We start from the raw sequence: 16,844 nt of genomic DNA, 5'->3' as shown, positions 1-16,844 counted from the left end.
AACACTAATGCCATCCAAGTGGGTCAGAAGGAAATATCTGGAGTTTAACCAAGAGGTGAAATGGATACTCAAGCCCCTTCATTCAAGTCTTTTTCTAATTTTACAGATACGATCTGAATGGGAGCTTTTCAGCTCAGTACAATAGATGGAGTTGATTTTCTTTCCACAACATTTATGCATACAGCCAATACTTCCATAAATGATTTTGGAAAAGGAACTATTCTGTCTTTATCGCCTTTGCCTTTATTAATACGAATTTGGCAGCTGTCCAAATCAATATCGTTTAGCTTAATATTAATGAGTTCAGATACTCTTACTCCTGTATAAAGCAGTGTTTTAACGATTACAACATACTTCATATTTCTTGATTGCCACACAACTTTATAGTATTGACTGATCTCCTCTTCAGTGGGCACGTAAGGCAGCTTGTTTGTCGTCCCTTTATCAACTTCAACATGAAGTTCTTTGCGTATATGCCTAAAGAGCTCCCTCAAGTAATTATAATCTGGATTTTCTTGCTTAAGCTGTTTCGAGAGCTGTTTTGCTTTCTCTCTCACAGGTGTTCGTTGAATGGTAGTCATTTTCTGCCTCTTTGAGTAAGTTGGTATAAATTGCTAAACGCTCATTAAAATCAATCGGGAATAGGCCATAAGGATTAATATGCGTTGAGAGTAATGGAGTAAGTGCACGGTAATCTTCTGGTGTAAGTCTTCCATTCCAATGAGGCTCTGATAATACCTGCTGAATAATTAAAGTGTTGATATACACCATGCAAGCTTGTAATAAATGTAAGCAGAGCACTGACAGTTCCTGATCATCTGTCTGATTAGTCTTTAGCTCTCCTAGCTTCCCATAAAAAATAAAATCCATGACATGGTTTAAGCGTTCAACAACATTTAAACCTTCATTAATTTCAATTCTCAGATTCTCATCTTGAAGATATTTACACAGGAATATACTTTTATTAGCTTTGCCTATTTCCATCAACGCCTTGTAGACAGGGTGGTTAAAGTTATCTTTACTAAAGCGCTTAACTAAAACAGATGGCTCTATGATACCTAATTTCAAGGCTATGATGTGTTTAACAACCTCTTCATAGTTTTCCTCTATTATTTTCCAGTTGATTGTACCTTTCATTATCAGTGATATATTTTCATACTTTTGTTTATCTGATGAAGTGACGCCACATATCTTTTGTTTATTGATAGCTTTAAACCTTGGCAACAAGTCAAAATCAAGCATGTACCCAACGGCAAACCCAAGAACACTCTGACCATGAGTGTCTACAAAAACACGATCCATGTTCATTTTAGTATCATGATCTATGACGCCCTTAATCATTGACCCCACTTCAGAGGAAGAACATGTTTTTAGTTGTGAGTAAATACAGAGGGCTTTTTTATCAACATGCCAGTAAATCATCACACCTTTGCCTTTATAACGATGATGCCATTCATTCATTAAATTCTGATCCCAGGCACTGATTTGAGTTGAGTCACAGGCAACAGAGGTAGTCGCAACTCCCCAAACTTCTGGGTCTCGAATCTCTAGCACCTTATCCACCACGGCACGAATGGCATTTCTGACATTGATTTTATTGATAAACCTGCTCTTTACATAACGCAAATCACTATAGCTAACATCACCATTGGCAATACTAATTCTTTTTAGCCCCGTGTTACTACCTATGCCATATAAGCAAAGTAAAAGTCTTTTTCTTAGATCAGTGGCATTAATATTGCTGTTTTTACCAATCGTATCCATTTCTTGAGTAAAGTTGATTAATAAATCACACTCTTTCAAAATATCGATTAAATTAATGCTTGACCACCGTTTAATAATTTCTTTCTGCAGCTCTACAATATTTTGTGGTTCTTTTTGAGCATCTGAAGGACTGACGGAGAAGTTTTTATTCACCTTACTTGATTTAATGGTTACTTTATCATTATTCACAATATTGGTATTTAAACTCGATAAACTATCTGACAGCAGTTTTTTCAATTGCTTTGTAAATGAATTGCCTTGATTAGGCAAATTTAGCATTTCGAGATATTTTTGCTTGTTTTCTTTAAAATCCAAAGGCAGATCATCTTTTGGATTGCGGTAACGGTAACTATTTTCAATCCAAATAGCCTTATATCCTAAAAAAGCTTTAAGCTGCTCCAAGACGATAACCTCATATTTGTACTTATTCATACTATTTTGTTTGCCATCTGATAACAAAGCCGCTTGCCAAATTTCTGGTATGATATTTTCAATAGGCGGCATAGTTAGATAGCTTTCAGTATCCGACGAATCCCAATGTTTATTAATAAACTCAATAGCCTTAATAATTGGCTTGTAGTCAAGATGTTCTTCTCTAAATGATAAAGCCCTTAAAATTGCCAGTAAAACGGTACGATTACCATGCGAATACGTTGATTTAATTTTGTCTTGAACTTGCTCATTAAACCATGATCCTCGCTTTTCTAAATCCTCAATAATTTCTATCAACTTCTCTTTTGAGACTTCTGGGTATATTTTATCTTCAATCACCCCTTTAGGGTGATTCACTGCTATCATGGCAATCTGTTTTAGAATATTAAACTTTCCGCCAACACGTTCCACTTCTCCAAGTACATAATCACGCACACTTTTTTCAGCATTGGTTCGCATGCTATGAATTAACTTAGTAAAAGTGTCTGTTAAATCATCGAGCATATATTGTAGTCTGATGTGGCAAAATATCGCCATAGTTGCATATTTTGCAATGGTACTAAACTCAAGTATATTGCTTGGAGCCAAAGCCATAATTCGATCATAATACTTTATTAAAAGCTTGCGATTTTTATTGATATATAGATCTTTGGAGAGCTTTATTTTAATGAGTTGCTCAATCTTTTTTATGGCTAAATTGACATTTTTTAACCGTGCACCAGGAATATCCTTTTTAAGATCAACCAAGGCAATAATATCATCACCCTTTACCTTCTCAATTTTCTCAGTACTGGTTGTGAGAATTTGATCAATCAAATAACAATCGTCTGGAGTTAAGTTATCAAAAATACTTTGAAAGAAGGATTGCTCAAATTGTTGCTGTGCTGAAGTTATATAACGGTTTATTTGTTTTACGGAGAATTGCTCAATTTTATGCCTTTTAAAATATAAACGTGACTGCGCTAATATAATCTCTTTGGAAGGGAATTTTGGTAATACCTCATTTTGCAAATAATTAATGTATGGTGAAGCGTCCTCATTTGTAGCTTCCCTATAGCCTAGCAGCTGTCTAATATTGTTGCGATATCTTTCTACAGTACGACTACTCCAATCAAACTCAAAAATATTCTGTTGTTCTAGCTCTAATTCAGTTGCAACTTTTGAAGACAACTTGAGAAGTAAAAAAACTTCATCAGACAATGGGAATCTAAGGTGTATCTTAAAATACCCTAGCATAATTGCGCATGCAATTTGGTTTAACGGACTTTTCTTTGTCATACAAAAGACAATTTCTTTAGCAGATAAAATTGGAGATTCATCCATGGTTTAAAGTTCTTATAAGAACTAGTGTCGGTAGTAAAATGAGGTGTATTATACAAGGTGAGACTCATTTTGGAATGCCTGAACAGTCAAAAACCACAAAAAGTGCAAATATTTTATTTTTCGGCACTTTGTAAATCTGTCAAGTGGCGGCTCAGCGCACGGACCTTAACACTAGTCCCACTGAAGGAAAAACATTTCAAGGCAGGCTTTGCTAAGCAAGAGAACATTTCTTTACAGCAAATGATGGACAATCGTTTTGGTCAATATTATCGTTATAACTTCCTGGATGGTTTTATGAATGACCCAAAGCAAGTTGCCACAACCAGGCGCAACAAAACTGAATATATCTAAAAATTGACGGAGAAAAGTGCGATGACTTGTATGACACACTACACCGAAAAGCTGACACAATACGCCGCCAAACATAATACAGGCGAATATATTGAGAGTTTTAATCCCTCCAATAATACGCTTCTGGCAAAGGTACCAAGCCTTGGAGTCTCTCACCTTGAGCAAACAATTACTGAAGCACAACAGGCATTTTATGAATGGCGCAAAATCCCCGCCCCTAAACGTGCTGAGCTTGTGCGACTTATTGGTGAAGAGTTGAGAAAAAACAAAGACCAGCTAGGCAGCCTTGTTTCATTAGAAATGGGCAAATCAAAACAGGAAGGCGATGGCGAAGTGCAGGAGATGATCGACATGGCAGATTTTGCGGTGGGTCAGGCGCGCATGCTTTACGGCAAAACGATGCACTCTGAACGCCCAGATCATCGGATGTTTGAGCAATGGCATCCACTTGGCGTCGTTGGTGTCATCTCCGCTTATAATTTCCCTGTTGCCGTTTGGTCATGGAATGCGTTCATTGCGGCAATTTGTGGCAACACAGTCGTTTGGAACCCATCGCCCAAGACGCCACTTTGCGCACTAGCCATTCAGGAGATTTGTGATCGCGTGGCTAAAGAGCACAACTTTCCTTTGGTTTTCACTTCTGTTGTTTCCAAAAGTGTTGAGGTTTCTAAGGCACTTGTTGCTGATAAGCGCGTGGCATTATTATCCTTCACAGGTTCAACGGCAGTTGGTCGCGAGGTTGGTGCGCGTGTTGCCGAGCGTTTTGGTAAATCGCTTTTAGAGTTAGGTGGCAATAATGCAGCAATTATTGATGACTCTGCTGATTTAAAGCTGGCGATTCCTGCTGTGGTTTTTGGTGCCGTTGGTACCGCGGGACAGCGCTGTACTTCCTTGCGTCGCCTGCTTGTCCATAAAAACATATATCAGGATGTTATCAAACGTTTACAAAATGCGTATAAGCAAATTACTGTCGGTGATCCTTTAGATACTAAAAACCTGATGGGGCCTTTGATTGATCAAGGTCTTGTGGAAGTTTACAAAAAGGCTATCTCTCGCGCTAAGACACTAGGCGGCAAAGTCCTGTTTGGTGGCAATGTCATTAATAGACCAGGTAATTATGTTGAACCGACTTTAATTGAAGTAAAACCTGATTGGGATATTGTCAACCAGGAAAACTTCTGCCCCATTTTATTTGTGATGCCCTTTGAAGACATTGAGCATGCCATTACCATTAATAACCAGGTTGATCACGGGTTGTCATCAGCAATTTTTACCCAACGCATTGATCATTCTGAGAAATTTTTATCTTACGCTGGCAGTGATTGTGGCATTGCCAACGTGAATATTGGCACTTCAGGTGCTGAAATCGGTGGTGCCTTTGGTGGCGAGAAGCACACAGGTGGTGGTCGGGAAGCTGGCTCCGACGCCTGGAAGGCTTACATGCGTCGCCAAACCGTTACCATGAATTGGAGCAAGGACTTACCCCTTGCACAAGGAATCAAATTTTCATTAGGAGAGTAAAGATGACGCAAATCGCAGTTTTAGACCAGCTATGGCAGCAATATGTTACGGCTAACCGACATGTGCAGAAGATTTATGATCTTTTTTGCGACCACAATGCCACGGTTATTAACGATCACATCGCCCTTCGCACGATTAATGATCCTCGCATCAGCGTTGATGTCCTGGCCAGACCCTTTATTGCCGAAGGCTACCTTGAAAAAGGACAGTATCACTTTGAAGCGAAAAAGTTATTCGCTAAGCACTATGAGCAGAATGACCCCATGGAACCCAAGGTTTTTATTAGTCAACTGCTACTAGAAAAGCTAAGCCCCTTTGCGCAAAAAACTATTAAAGCCTGCATTGATCAGATCCCACAATCACTGCTTCATAATCCCGAAAAACTTCTCATCTCTGGTAATTGCTGGGGTAAACCAGGTTACGACGTGTATCAGAAGCTGTTAGCAGAGTCTGAGTATGCCGCATGGTTTTACGTCTTTGGCTATCGCGCCAATCACTTCACTGTGTTTATTAATGCACTTGACCAATTCAGTGAGGTGCATGAAGTCAATACTTTTTTAAAGCAACATGGCTTTGCCTTAAACAGCTCCGGCGGTGAAATTAAAGGCACGGCAAAAGAACTACTGGAGCAATCCAGCACCAAGTCAGGCACGATCAAAGTTGAATTTGTTGAAGGCTCCAAAGAAATTCCTTGCTGCTATTATGAATTTGCCAAGCGCTACCCTGATCACACAGGTAAACTTTATCAAGGGTTTGTCGCGGCTTCTGCTGATAAAATCTTTGAAAGCACCAATGTCAACGTGATGGACAGTAATTCTTTATGGCATTTGCGCGAAACTGAAGTGCCTCCCGGACTTGCTAACAACACTAGGATTTGCGTCGATAAGGCACGTGGCGCCACACTAACAGATATCAGTGGTAAAACTTATATTGACTTCGCAGCTGGCATTGGAGCCATGAATATTGGTCACAACCATCCTAAAGTGGTCCATGCCATTATTGAACAAGCGAAACGCTATATCCAGCCGTGCTTTCATGTCATGATTCATGAACCTTACTTAAGGCTTGCAGAGAAACTTAATCAACTGACACCTGGTGATTTTGAAAAACAAACGATGCTATGCAACAGTGGCACTGAAGCCGTTGAAAATGCCATTAAAGTGGCACGCTTTGCAACAAAACGCTCTGCAGTCGTGTGCTTTGATGGGGCTTTTCATGGGCGCACTTTTATGAGCATGACGCTGACTGCTAAAGTTAAACCTTATAAGGCAGGCTTTGGTGAGCTGTTTAATAACATCTATCGCTTGGCTTACCCTGACGCAGGTTGTGATTTGGAAAGCTTTAAACATGCTTTAGAGGCGTTAAATATCAACCAGGTTTCATTTAGTGATATTGCGGCTATTATCATTGAACCTGAGCTTGGTGAAGGCGGTTTTATCCCTGCCAGTATTGAAGCGATGCAATAATTACGCACCTTATGCGATCAACATGGTATTGTGCTCATTGCCGATGAAATTCAAAGTGGCTTTTGCCGCACAGGAAAACTTTTTGCGATGGAGTATTATCATTGTGCGCCTGACATTCTGGTGATGGGTAAATCTCTGGCATCTGGTTTACCACTGAGCGCTTTGACTGTCAAAAAGTCTTTGTTTAATGGCATGCCACCTGCTTCTTTGGGAGGAACAAACTCAGGCAACCCAGTTACCTGTGCTGCAGCTATTGCATCACTTGAAGTTTTCGCAGAGGAGAAACTCGCAGACAAAGCGCTTAAACTTGGGCAAACATTCAGGGATTTTTTCACCAAACAGAAATTGAATCATTCATTCATTGGCGAAATTCGTGGTCTGGGTGCGATGCTCGGTGTTGAGTTTGTTGACCGTGATCAAAATCCTAATCCTGATCTACTCAAAAGCTTTATCAGTAAAGCCCTAAACCATGGTCTTATTCTACTTAGCTCAGGTAGTCATAAACACGTGCTACGTTTACTGAGTCCGCTGAATATTAGCGACGCTGAGCTATCTCAAGCATTAGCAATCATTGAGCAGGCGCTTAGTGAAACAAGCCATGCTGCCGTCACTCACTGACTGGAGTCACTAATTAATGGCACTAATGTGCAATCATTTCTTTTAATTCATTAAGCTTTTTAATCGCATGAACCTTCATCCCAATATCTTTTTTCGGTAAATTACTGTAAGGCACGATCGCCTGTTTGAAGCCATGCTTTTGCGCCTCGAGCAATCGCTCTTGACCGTAAGGCACTGGACGAATTTCACCAGATAAACCAACCTCACCCACAATAATCCAGTCTTTTGCAATCGGTCGGTTATATAGACTTGACAGGATAACTGCAATAATAGCCAAATCAATGCTGGTTTCATTGACCTTAATCCCGCCTACGATGTTGATAAAAACATCATAATTTCCAAGTTGCACACTTAAATGACGCTGCATAATTGCTAAAAGCATAGACACACGATTTGGATCCAAACCAAGTGCCAAACGTCTGGGCTGACCATATCCATTTTCACTGACTAACGCCTGAACTTCCACAAGAATGGGTCTTGTACCCTCCCATATAGCAATGATCACACTCCCAGAAATATCATCTTCGGCGCGATTCAAAAAAATAGCAGAAGGGTTTTTTATTTCACGCATGCCCTTATCCGTCATCGCAAACACACCCAGCTCATTCACCGCTCCAAAGCGATTTTTCATTGCTCTGACCATCCGATAGCGCCCATCGGTCTGTCCTTCGATAAAGACCACACTATCAACAATATGTTCAAGGACGCGAGGTCCTGCCACTTCACCAGATTTAGTGACATGTCCTACTAGAAATACTGCACAGTTTAAATGCTTTGCTGTTTGCGTCAATAAACTTGCAGATTCTCTAACTTGTGCCACACCGCCTGGCGCAGATTGTAAATCTTCGATTTGCATCGTTTGAATGGAGTCAACCACGACAAGTTGCGGGCGATGGGTTTCAATATACCTGCATATTGCGCCAACATTGGTTTCACTCATTAGTAAAAGATGTTCATTTGGCAACTGCATTCGCCTGGCCCTTAATGCCACCTGCTCTAGTGATTCCTCGCCTGTAATGTAAAGCGCACTGTATTTTAAAGATAGAACCGTCATAATCTGCAATAAAATTGAAGACTTACCTATCCCTGGATCTCCACCGATAAGAGTGACGGAACCTGGCACAATACCGCCTCCCATCACTCGATCAAATTCATCAAAAGGAGAGTGAATGCGGGGATATTCAGCTAATGAAACCTCATTGAGCCTTTGGACTTTCGCCTCCACCGCTGCATAACCAACCTTAGTGCTTTGCGACTTTATGAGATTGAGCTGGGTTTCAATCAAAGTATTCCACTCGAGGCAATCAGAGCACTGACCCTGCCATTTTGGTGACACCGCCCCACAGGATTGACAAACATAATTTGTTTTCGCTTTTGCCATTTTTTTATATTCCCTTGCCGCAATGACTGCTATTCATTATGTTTTAGCAACCCAACCAGATAATTTTCTAATACCTGATTTAGTTCAAACCCTTCATCGCCCAAAAACTGAAGCCCATATTTTTTCTTTTCCTGATGACCATCACCGCTTATCCAGACAACACGCACATCACAGGAAATCTCCTGCTTTAACTCTGGCAATTTAACCGTTAGCCTGTGCTCCTCACCAAACTTTAATGGCTGATCAATGCTCGTCATTAAAGCACCTTGTTTGACAAACGGTAAATACTTCTCCAATCCGACTTGTTTAGAATCCAAATGGATTTGAATATCCGACATGTTACACTTCCAGCTCGGTCTTAAGTTGTCTCTTTCGTGCTTGTCTTTTCCACAATCTCACGAACAAGAAACTGATGGCAAAGATTATACTAAACAAAACAATAATTGAAATAACCCAGTGTTTTCTAGCTAAGTGTGTGAGTGCCAACTTATGCAAGACAATTTCAAGCACACTCCCAAAATAATACCCACCAAGCAGAAAAACCAACACCCAGACAACTGCCCCAAACGTATCAAAAATGAAAAATTTCATATTAGAAATCTTACTCATCCCCAAGGCAAAAGGAATAATTGTTCTCAAACCATAGGCAAAGCGAAACCCAAGAATGAGCCAGAAATTATATTTATCAATCATCACACTAATTCGATCAACCATAGGTTGCCAATTAGGTTTGCGTATTAGTATTTTTGGGCCAATATAACGCCCTAAATAAAATAAAACACTATCATGAAGCAAACATCCAATGATTGACAGTAAAATAATCCACCCTAAATCAAGCATCCCAGCAGATGCAGCCACACCACCCAACACCAAAAAAGTTTCACCCTCAATAATGGCTGCGCCAAACATCAGCCAATACCCCCATTGTTGAATAAGTGCGATATGCTCTGGTGACATCAATACTCCGCTTTTATGTTGTTCTTTTACTTACTACATTGAGTAGCAAAGGATTCAGGATTCAGTATTTAGCAACCGAAGCTAATGAAAGCAAAAACCGATTACGCAACTTAAGGGTCAATGTTACAACATCCTCAGTCGATAATGCAAAGAGTATGTCCCAGATTCACAGATGAGATCATAGAACAAAAGACAATTCTCAAGTTACAGAAACGAAAAAAGGCACCCTGAGGTGCCTTTCAAATAAAATACCTGATGATGTTCTACTTTCACATGGCGAATGCCACACTATCATCGACGCTAACTGTTTTCACTTCTGAGTTCGGAATGGAATCAGGTGGTTCACAGTCGCTATTTTCATCAGGTAACCTGCGAGCAGAAAGCTCTAACAATCTATCATAGAGTAATAACCAAGTCTCTCGGGCAATTAGTACTGGTTAGCTTCATACATTACTGCACTTCTACAGCCAGCCTATCAACGTCGTAGTCTTCAACAACCCTTAAGCTAGAGACTAGAAACTAGAGACTAGAAACTAGAGCTTGAATCGCTTCGCGATGAATTGATTTATAAAAAACAACCCATCTTGCAAAGCAAGACTCAACTCCTAGTTTCTAGTCTCTAGTTTCTAGTCTCTAGACGGGAGATCTCATCTTGAGGCTGGCTTCCCGCTTAGATGCTTTCAGCGGTTATCCATTCCGAACGTAGCTACTGGGCTATGCCTCTGGCGAGACAACCCAAACACCAGCGGTTCGTTCATTCCGGTCCTCTCGTACTAGGAACAAACCCTCTCAAATCTCCTACGCCCACGGCAGATAGGGACCGAACTGTCTCACGACGTTCTAAACCCAGCTCGCGTACCACTTTAAATGGCGAACAGCCATACCCTTGGGACCTGCTTCAGCCCCAGGATGTGATGAGCCGACATCGAGGTGCCAAACTCCTCCGTCGATATGAACTCTTGGGAGGAATCAGCCTGTTATCCCCGGAGTACCTTTTATCCGTTGAGCGATGGCCCTTCCATTCAGAACCACCGGATCACTAAGACCTACTTTCGTACCTGATCGAGCCGTCACTCTCTCAGTTAAGCGCACTTTTGCCTTTATACTCTTGGCGCGATTTCCGACCGCGCCGAGTGCACCTTCGTACTCCTCCGTTACTCTTTAGGAGGAGACCGCCCCAGTCAAACTACCCACCATACACTGTCCTCGACTCTCGTCTGAGTTAGAACTCCAAAAATATCAGGGTGGTATTTCAACGTCGACTCCTTCCATACTAGCGTACGAATCTCTTAGTCTCCCACCTATCCTACACAAATATTCTCAAAGTCCAGTGCAAAGCTATAGTAAAGGTTCACGGGGTCTTTCCGTCTAACCGCGGGTACGCTGCATCTTCACAGCGATTTCAATTTCACTGAGTCCCAGATGGAGACAGTGTGGCCATCGTTACGCCATTCGTGCAGGTCGGAACTTACCCGACAAGGAATTTCGCTACCTTAGGACCGTTATAGTTACGGCCGCCGTTTACTGGGGCTTCGATCCAGAGCTTCTCCTACCACTTAATTACTCTGATATTTCTTCTCTTAAGCCTTTATACAACAAACTCCTCATTCGATTCGCTCGCTTTAATTTAGCTTCTCTTAACCTAGCAAGCTTTTCACTTGCGTAAGCTTCGTAGTAGACAAGAATCCAATCTCTCGTTCGGCTTGTATATCTACTTCTACCCGACTTATGCGAATCAATCCTTTTCCTTAGGTTTTCACTATAACCCACAAGTAAAAACTATCTAATTCTTTCGAATAAATCACGTATACACAATACATATCAAACTCCAAAATAATTAAGTGGTAGGATAACCCCTTCAATTAACCTTCCAGCACCGGGCAGGCGTCACACCCTATACTTCCTCTTCCGAGTTCGCAGAGTGCTGTGTTTTTAGTAAACAGTCGCAGCCACCTGGTATTTGCAACCTCTTCACGCTCCAGACGTTCACCTGACCACTAAATTCCACGTCCTACAACAGGCTATCAACAAATTGTCTATCTCTACAACTCTCAACAGCTTTCATCCATCATAGAATTTAGTGGTCAGGCAAGTCCTTCACCCTAATGAGGCACACCTTCTCCCGAAGTTACGGTGTCATTTTGCCTAGTTCCTTCACCTGGGTTCTCTCATCGCCTTGGTATTCTCTACCCACCCACCAGTGTCGGTTTACAGTACGGTCAATGGTAATTTATGCTTAGAAGCTTTTCCTGGAAGCCGAGCATCAATCTCTTGGCAGAACCCCGTAGAGCCCTGTTCCCTCTCACGCCTCAGATCATCATACACCCGGATTTGCCTAAGTGCACTACCTACACGCTTTCACCTGGACTACCATCCGCCAGGCAGACCTAGCTTTCTCCGTCTCTCCATCGCAACTACCATCGGTACAGGAATATTAACCTGTTTCCCATCGACTACTCCCTTCGGATTCGCCTTAGGCGCCGACTTACCCTACGTTGATTAACATTGCGTAGGAAACCTTGGGTTTTCGGCCAATAAGAATCTCACTTATTTATCGTTACTCATGTCAGCATTCGCACTTCTGATACCTCCAGCACACTTCTCAATGCACCTTCATAAGCTTACAGAACGCTCCCCTACCGACTAGAAACTAGATACTAGAAACTAGATACTAGAATAGACATCAGCTATATCTTCTCTGTATACCTCTTAACATTCGCCCAACTTCGCAATACCTCTCATCGTAGCCCCTATGACTCTCCTGATCGATATACCCTAAGTCCCTTGCAAAATCCAGCCACACCCGGCATTCATCGCAAGAGCCTATCGCTATCTGAACAAACCTTCTTACTTCCTTTTCACTCGCTTGCTTGCCCATCCCTTCCGCTATGTTCGCACATATGGATTTGCTCGCTCGCCTTAATTGACTCCCAATCTCACACTGTTCTATCCGCGGCCACTTCATACTCTCCACGTGTAGCTCCAGCGCTAACTGATATGCCTTCTGATATACTGATAAATTGTGATACGGCATCTTATCTCCTCTAGTCTCCAGTTTCTAGTCTCTAGTCTCTAGTCCCGCAGCTTCGGTGTATCGCTTAGCCCCGTTAAATCTTTCGCGCAGGCCGACTCGACCAGTGAGCTATTACGCTTTCTTTAAAGGATGGCTGCTTCTAAGCCAACCTCCTGGCTGTCTATGCCTTCCCACATCGTTTCCCACTTAGCGATAACTTAGGGACCTTAGCTGGCGGTCTGGGCTCTTTCCCTCTCCACGACGGACCTTAGCACCCGCCGTGTGTCTCCCGTGATTCAACTTCGTCGTATTCTAAGTTTGCATCGAGTCGGTAAGATCGCAAAATCCCCCTAGTCGAAACAGTGCTTTACCCCAACGAGTCATTCACAAGGCACTACCTAAATAGTTTTCGGGGAGAACCAGCTATCTCCGCGCTTGATTAGCCTTTCACTCCGATCCACAACTCATCCCATAATTTTGCAACATTACCGGGTTCGGTCCTCCAGTTGGTGTTACCCAACCTTCAACCTGGTCATGGATAGATCGCGTCGGTTTCGGGTCTACTCCTAGCGACTGTCCGCTCTATTAAAACTCGCTTTCGCTACGGATCCCTTATTCAGTTATCCTCGCCACTAAAAGTAACTCGCTGACCCATTATACAAAAGGTACGCCATCACTAGTCTCCTAGAAACTAGAAACTAGAGACTAGAAACCAGGAGTCGTATCTTGCTTTGCAAGATGATTTATTTTTGTAAATTAATCATCGCGAAGCGCTTCAACCCCTAATCTCTAGTCTCTAGTTTCTAGTCTCTAGTTTCTAGCTCTGACTGCTTGTACGCAAACGGTTTCAGGTTCTATTTCACTCCCCTCATCGGGGTTCTTTTCGCCTTTCCCTCACGGTACTGGTTCACTATCGGTCAGTCAGTAGTATTTAGCCTTGGAGGATGGTCCCCCCTTCTTCAAACAGGATTTCTCGTGTCCCGCCCTACTTATTCGTATACCTAGTTCCACATCCAAGCTTTCGTCTACAGGACTATCACCTGCTATGGTCATCCTTCCCAGAATGTTCGACTAACTCACATGCTAAAGTATACCAGGCTCTTCCCCCTTCGCTCGCCGCTACTTAGGGAATCTCGGTTGATTTCTTTTCCTATGGGTACTTAGATGTTTCAGTTCCCCACGTTCGCCTCACTTAACTTACGTCAGTGATACCCCACTCTTAAAATACTCATTCATGCACAAATTACACCCTCTACTCACTCTAGTTTCTAGTTTCCAATCTCTAGTTTCTCGAAATGAATAAAGTGCTGAGCACTTTATGAGTGAGGTGGGTTCCCCCATTCAGATATCTTCGGATCAATGCTTATTTGCCAGCTCCCCGAAGCTTTTCGCAGGCTATCACGTCTTTCCTCGCCTCTGACTGCCAAGGCATCCGCCGTTTGCGCTTATTCTCTTGGTCATTACTCTATAATAAATTGTTAAAGATCTCGGCTCTAGATACTAGAACGCTCGCTGCGCTTACTCTAGAAACTAGAAACCAGACTCGAATCGCTTCGCGATGATTCATTTAAAAAATCATCTCGCACAGCAAGATTCAATCCCTAGTTTCTAGTCTCTTGACACTAGTCTCTAGATGGTGGAGCCAAGGAGGATCGAACTCCTGACCTCCTGCGTGCAAAGCAGGCGCTCTCCCAGCTGAGCTATGGCCCCTCTAGATACTAGAACGCTCGCTGCGCTTACTCTAGAAACTAGAAACCAGACTCGAATCGCTTCGCGATGATTCATTTAAAAAATCATCTCGCACAGCAAGATTCAATCCCTAGTTTCTAGTCTCTTGACACTAGTCTCTAGATGGTGGGTCTGAGTAGACTTGAACTACCGACCTCACCCTTATCAGGGGTGCGCTCTAACCAGCTGAGCTACAGACCCACTAGATACTAGAGACTAGAGACTAGTTTCTAGAAGTATTCTAGTTTCTAGTCTCTAGTCTCTAGTCTCTAGTTTCTAGTTTCTAGTTTCTAGTCTCTAGTTTCTAGTCTCTAGAAAAAACATCATTTGTAAACACTCAAATACTTCTCGCTCTTTCTTAATTTCTTTCGTACTTCAAACATCAAAAATTCAACATTCAACATTAAAAATTCAACATCATACTCGTACCTTTAAGGAGGTGATCCAGCCGCAGGTTCCCCTACGGCTACCTTGTTACGACTTCACCCCAGTCATGAATCACAAAGTGGTAAACGTCCCCCTTACGGTTAGACTATCTACTTCTTTTGCAACCCACTCCCATGGTGTGACGGGCGGTGTGTACAAGACCCGGGAACGTATTCACCGCGGCATGCTGATCCGCGATTACTAGCGATTCCGACTTCATGCGCTCGAGTTGCAGAGCGCAATCCGGACTACGAACACCTTTCTGAGTTTCGCTTCAGCTCGCACCTTCGCCTCCCTCTGTAATGCCCATTGTAGCACGTGTGTAGCCCTGCCCGTAAGGGCCATGATGACTTGACGTCGTCCCCACCTTCCTCCGCCTTATCAGCGGCAGTCTCTCTAGAGTGCCCAACTTAATGATGGCAACTAAAAATAAGGGTTGCGCTCGTTGCGGGACTTAACCCAACATTTCACAACACGAGCTGACGACAGCCATGCAGCACCTGTCTCATAGTTCCCGAAGGCACAACAAAATCTCTCTCGTCTTCTATGGATGTCAAGGGCAGGTAAGGTTCTTCGCGTTGCATCGAATTAAACCACATGCTCCACCGCTTGTGCGGGTCCCCGTCAATTCCTTTGAGTTTTAACCTTGCGGCCGTAGTCCCCAGGCGGAGTACTTATCGCGTTTGCTGCGCCACTAATCCTTTTACACCAGGACCAACAGCTAGTACTCATCGTTTACAGCGTGGACTACCAGGGTATCTAATCCTGTTTGATCCCCACGCTTTCGTCCCTCAGTGTCAGTTCAACCCCAGATTGTTGCCTTCGCCATTGATGTTCCTTCCGATCTCTACGCATTTCACCGCTACACCGGAAATTCCCCAATCCTCTAGTAAACTCTAGTCAAACAGTTTCAAATGACCCTCCCAGGTTGAGCCCAGGTATTTCACATCTGACTTATCTGACCACCTACGAACCCTTTACGCCCAGTCATTCCGATTAACGCTCGCACCCTCCGTATTACCGCGGCTGCTGGCACGGAGTTTGCCGGTGCTTATTCTTTCGCTAACGTCAAACTATCCAGCTCTTAACCTGATAGCCTTCCTCACGAACTAAAGTGCTTTACAACCCTAAGGCCTTCTTCACACACGTGGTATTGCTGGATCAGGGTTGCCCCCATTGTCCAATATTCCCCACTGCTGCCTCCCGTAGGAGTCTGGGCCGTGTCTCAGTCCCAGTGTGGCTGATCTTCCTCTCAGAACAGCTATGGATCATCGCCTTGGTGAGCCTTTACCTCACCAACCAGCTAATCCAACGCAGGCTCATCATACAGCGACCGCTTGCGCGACCTTTCACCCTCAGGCTTCATGCGGTATTAGCAGACGTTTCCATCTGTTGTTCCCCTCTGTACGGCAGATTCCTACGCGTTACTCACCCGTCCGCCGCTATCTAGAAACTAGAGACTAGAAACTAGAAAGTGGAAGTCGAACCTTACCAAGCAAGGTGATTCTTTAGAATAAATCATCGCGCAGCGATTCAACCCCTAGTTTCTAGTTTCTAGTATCTAGTTCCTAGACCGCTCGACTTGCATGTGTTAAGCATACCACCAGCGTTCAATCTGAGCCAGGATCAAACTCTTCAGTTTAAATCCTTAGATCATAACCACTTATATCAATTTTGAATGTTTAATTATGAATGTTAAATTTAAAATAACTCAACACACAATTAAACATTTAAAATTCAAAACTAACACAGTGACTACAATCCGCAATATTCTTCGCTCAAAGTATTCAAGTATCTACATCTTATATCCTTTAAACATCTTCAAAAACCCACTACCTGGGCACCTGTACCGAACATTCTCAGC

At 42.8% G+C, this 16,844-nt stretch carries 7 protein-coding genes, 2 tRNA genes, 3 rRNA genes and 2 pseudogenes; 4 read left to right on the top strand and 10 right to left on the bottom strand.

Annotated features, from left to right (window positions below):
* Positions 1 to 128 precede the first annotated feature (128 nt).
* Positions 129 to 581: a tyrosine-type recombinase/integrase gene (locus CU053_RS06145; RefSeq protein WP_199244227.1), complete on the bottom strand. Its 453-nt coding sequence runs from the start codon at positions 579 to 581 to the stop codon at positions 129 to 131.
* Positions 520 to 3,519: a Tn3 family transposase gene (locus CU053_RS06140; RefSeq protein ID WP_100551500.1), complete on the bottom strand. Its 3,000-nt coding sequence runs from the start codon at positions 3,517 to 3,519 to the stop codon at positions 520 to 522. The genes CU053_RS06145 and CU053_RS06140 overlap by 62 nt, the downstream gene beginning before the upstream one ends.
* A gap of 102 nt (positions 3,520 to 3,621) precedes the next feature.
* Between CU053_RS06140 and CU053_RS06135 the strand changes: the two genes are divergently transcribed.
* The 4 genes and pseudogenes from CU053_RS06135 (at position 3,622) to CU053_RS06605 (ending at position 7,475) form a co-directional block, all read left to right on the top strand.
* A complete protein-coding gene (locus tag CU053_RS06135; RefSeq protein WP_158107043.1) occupies positions 3,622 to 3,870 on the top strand; it encodes a hypothetical protein in 249 nt (82 codons plus the stop codon).
* A 30-nt stretch (positions 3,871 to 3,900) separates the two neighbouring features.
* The gene (gene amaB / locus CU053_RS06130; RefSeq protein ID WP_233263349.1) at positions 3,901 to 5,391 is read left to right on the top strand and encodes an L-piperidine-6-carboxylate dehydrogenase; all 1,491 of its coding nucleotides are present in this window, start codon (positions 3,901 to 3,903) and stop codon (positions 5,389 to 5,391) included.
* Between the two features lie 2 nt (positions 5,392 to 5,393).
* Positions 5,394 to 6,185 (top strand): annotated as a pseudogene (locus CU053_RS06610) (2-oxoadipate dioxygenase/decarboxylase family protein); the annotation flags it as partial.
* Positions 6,186 to 6,194: 9 nt separating this feature from the next.
* Positions 6,195 to 7,475, top strand: a pseudogene (locus tag CU053_RS06605) (aspartate aminotransferase family protein).
* A gap of 22 nt (positions 7,476 to 7,497) precedes the next feature.
* Here CU053_RS06605 and radA read toward each other — a convergent pair.
* From radA to CU053_RS06080, 8 genes are all read right to left on the bottom strand, one after another.
* Positions 7,498 to 8,856, bottom strand: coding sequence for a DNA repair protein RadA (gene radA / locus CU053_RS06115; RefSeq protein WP_100551495.1), 1,359 nt, complete (start codon positions 8,854 to 8,856; stop codon positions 7,498 to 7,500).
* A 29-nt stretch (positions 8,857 to 8,885) separates the two neighbouring features.
* The gene (locus CU053_RS06110) at positions 8,886 to 9,194 is read right to left on the bottom strand and encodes a PilZ domain-containing protein (protein ID WP_100551494.1); all 309 of its coding nucleotides are present in this window, start codon (positions 9,192 to 9,194) and stop codon (positions 8,886 to 8,888) included.
* Position 9,195: 1 nt separating this feature from the next.
* Complete coding sequence (locus CU053_RS06105; protein ID WP_158107041.1) at positions 9,196 to 9,765, bottom strand: DedA family protein; 570 nt, start codon at positions 9,763 to 9,765, stop codon at positions 9,196 to 9,198.
* Positions 9,766 to 10,063: 298 nt separating this feature from the next.
* A 5S ribosomal RNA gene (gene rrf / locus CU053_RS06100) occupies positions 10,064 to 10,178 on the bottom strand.
* A 41-nt stretch (positions 10,179 to 10,219) separates the two neighbouring features.
* Positions 10,220 to 14,285, bottom strand: a 23S ribosomal RNA gene (locus CU053_RS06095).
* Positions 14,286 to 14,460: 175 nt separating this feature from the next.
* Positions 14,461 to 14,536: transfer RNA gene (locus CU053_RS06090), tRNA-Ala, on the bottom strand.
* 142 nt (positions 14,537 to 14,678) lie between these two features.
* Positions 14,679 to 14,755 (bottom strand) — tRNA-Ile (locus CU053_RS06085).
* Positions 14,756 to 14,986: 231 nt separating this feature from the next.
* Positions 14,987 to 16,622: ribosomal RNA gene (locus CU053_RS06080) — 16S ribosomal RNA — on the bottom strand.
* Together the 16S, 23S and 5S rRNA genes with 2 tRNA genes alongside form the textbook arrangement of a ribosomal RNA operon.
* Between the last annotated feature and the right edge of the window lie 222 nt (positions 16,623 to 16,844).

It is taken from the genome of Caedibacter taeniospiralis, from assembly GCF_002803295.2.
Taxonomy (GTDB): Bacteria; Pseudomonadota; Gammaproteobacteria; order Francisellales; family Francisellaceae; genus Caedibacter; species Caedibacter taeniospiralis.
The sequence above is the reverse complement of the archived record's forward strand: the minus strand, read 5'-3'. Positions and strand labels throughout refer to the sequence as shown.

Coding starts and splice junctions, on each gene's coding strand:
- CU053_RS06105 (WP_158107041.1), bottom strand. CDS start 9,765: ATGTTTGGCGCAGCCATTATTGAGGGTGAAACTTTTTTGGTGTTGGGT.
- CU053_RS06140 (WP_100551500.1), bottom strand. CDS start 3,519: ATGGATGAATCTCCAATTTTATCTGCTAAAGAAATTGTCTTTTGTATG.
- CU053_RS06110 (WP_100551494.1), bottom strand. CDS start 9,194: ATGTCGGATATTCAAATCCATTTGGATTCTAAACAAGTCGGATTGGAG.
- amaB (WP_233263349.1), top strand. CDS start 3,901: ATGACACACTACACCGAAAAGCTGACACAATACGCCGCCAAACATAAT.
- CU053_RS06145 (WP_199244227.1), bottom strand. CDS start 581: ATGACTACCATTCAACGAACACCTGTGAGAGAGAAAGCAAAACAGCTC.
- radA (WP_100551495.1), bottom strand. CDS start 8,856: ATGGCAAAAGCGAAAACAAATTATGTTTGTCAATCCTGTGGGGCGGTG.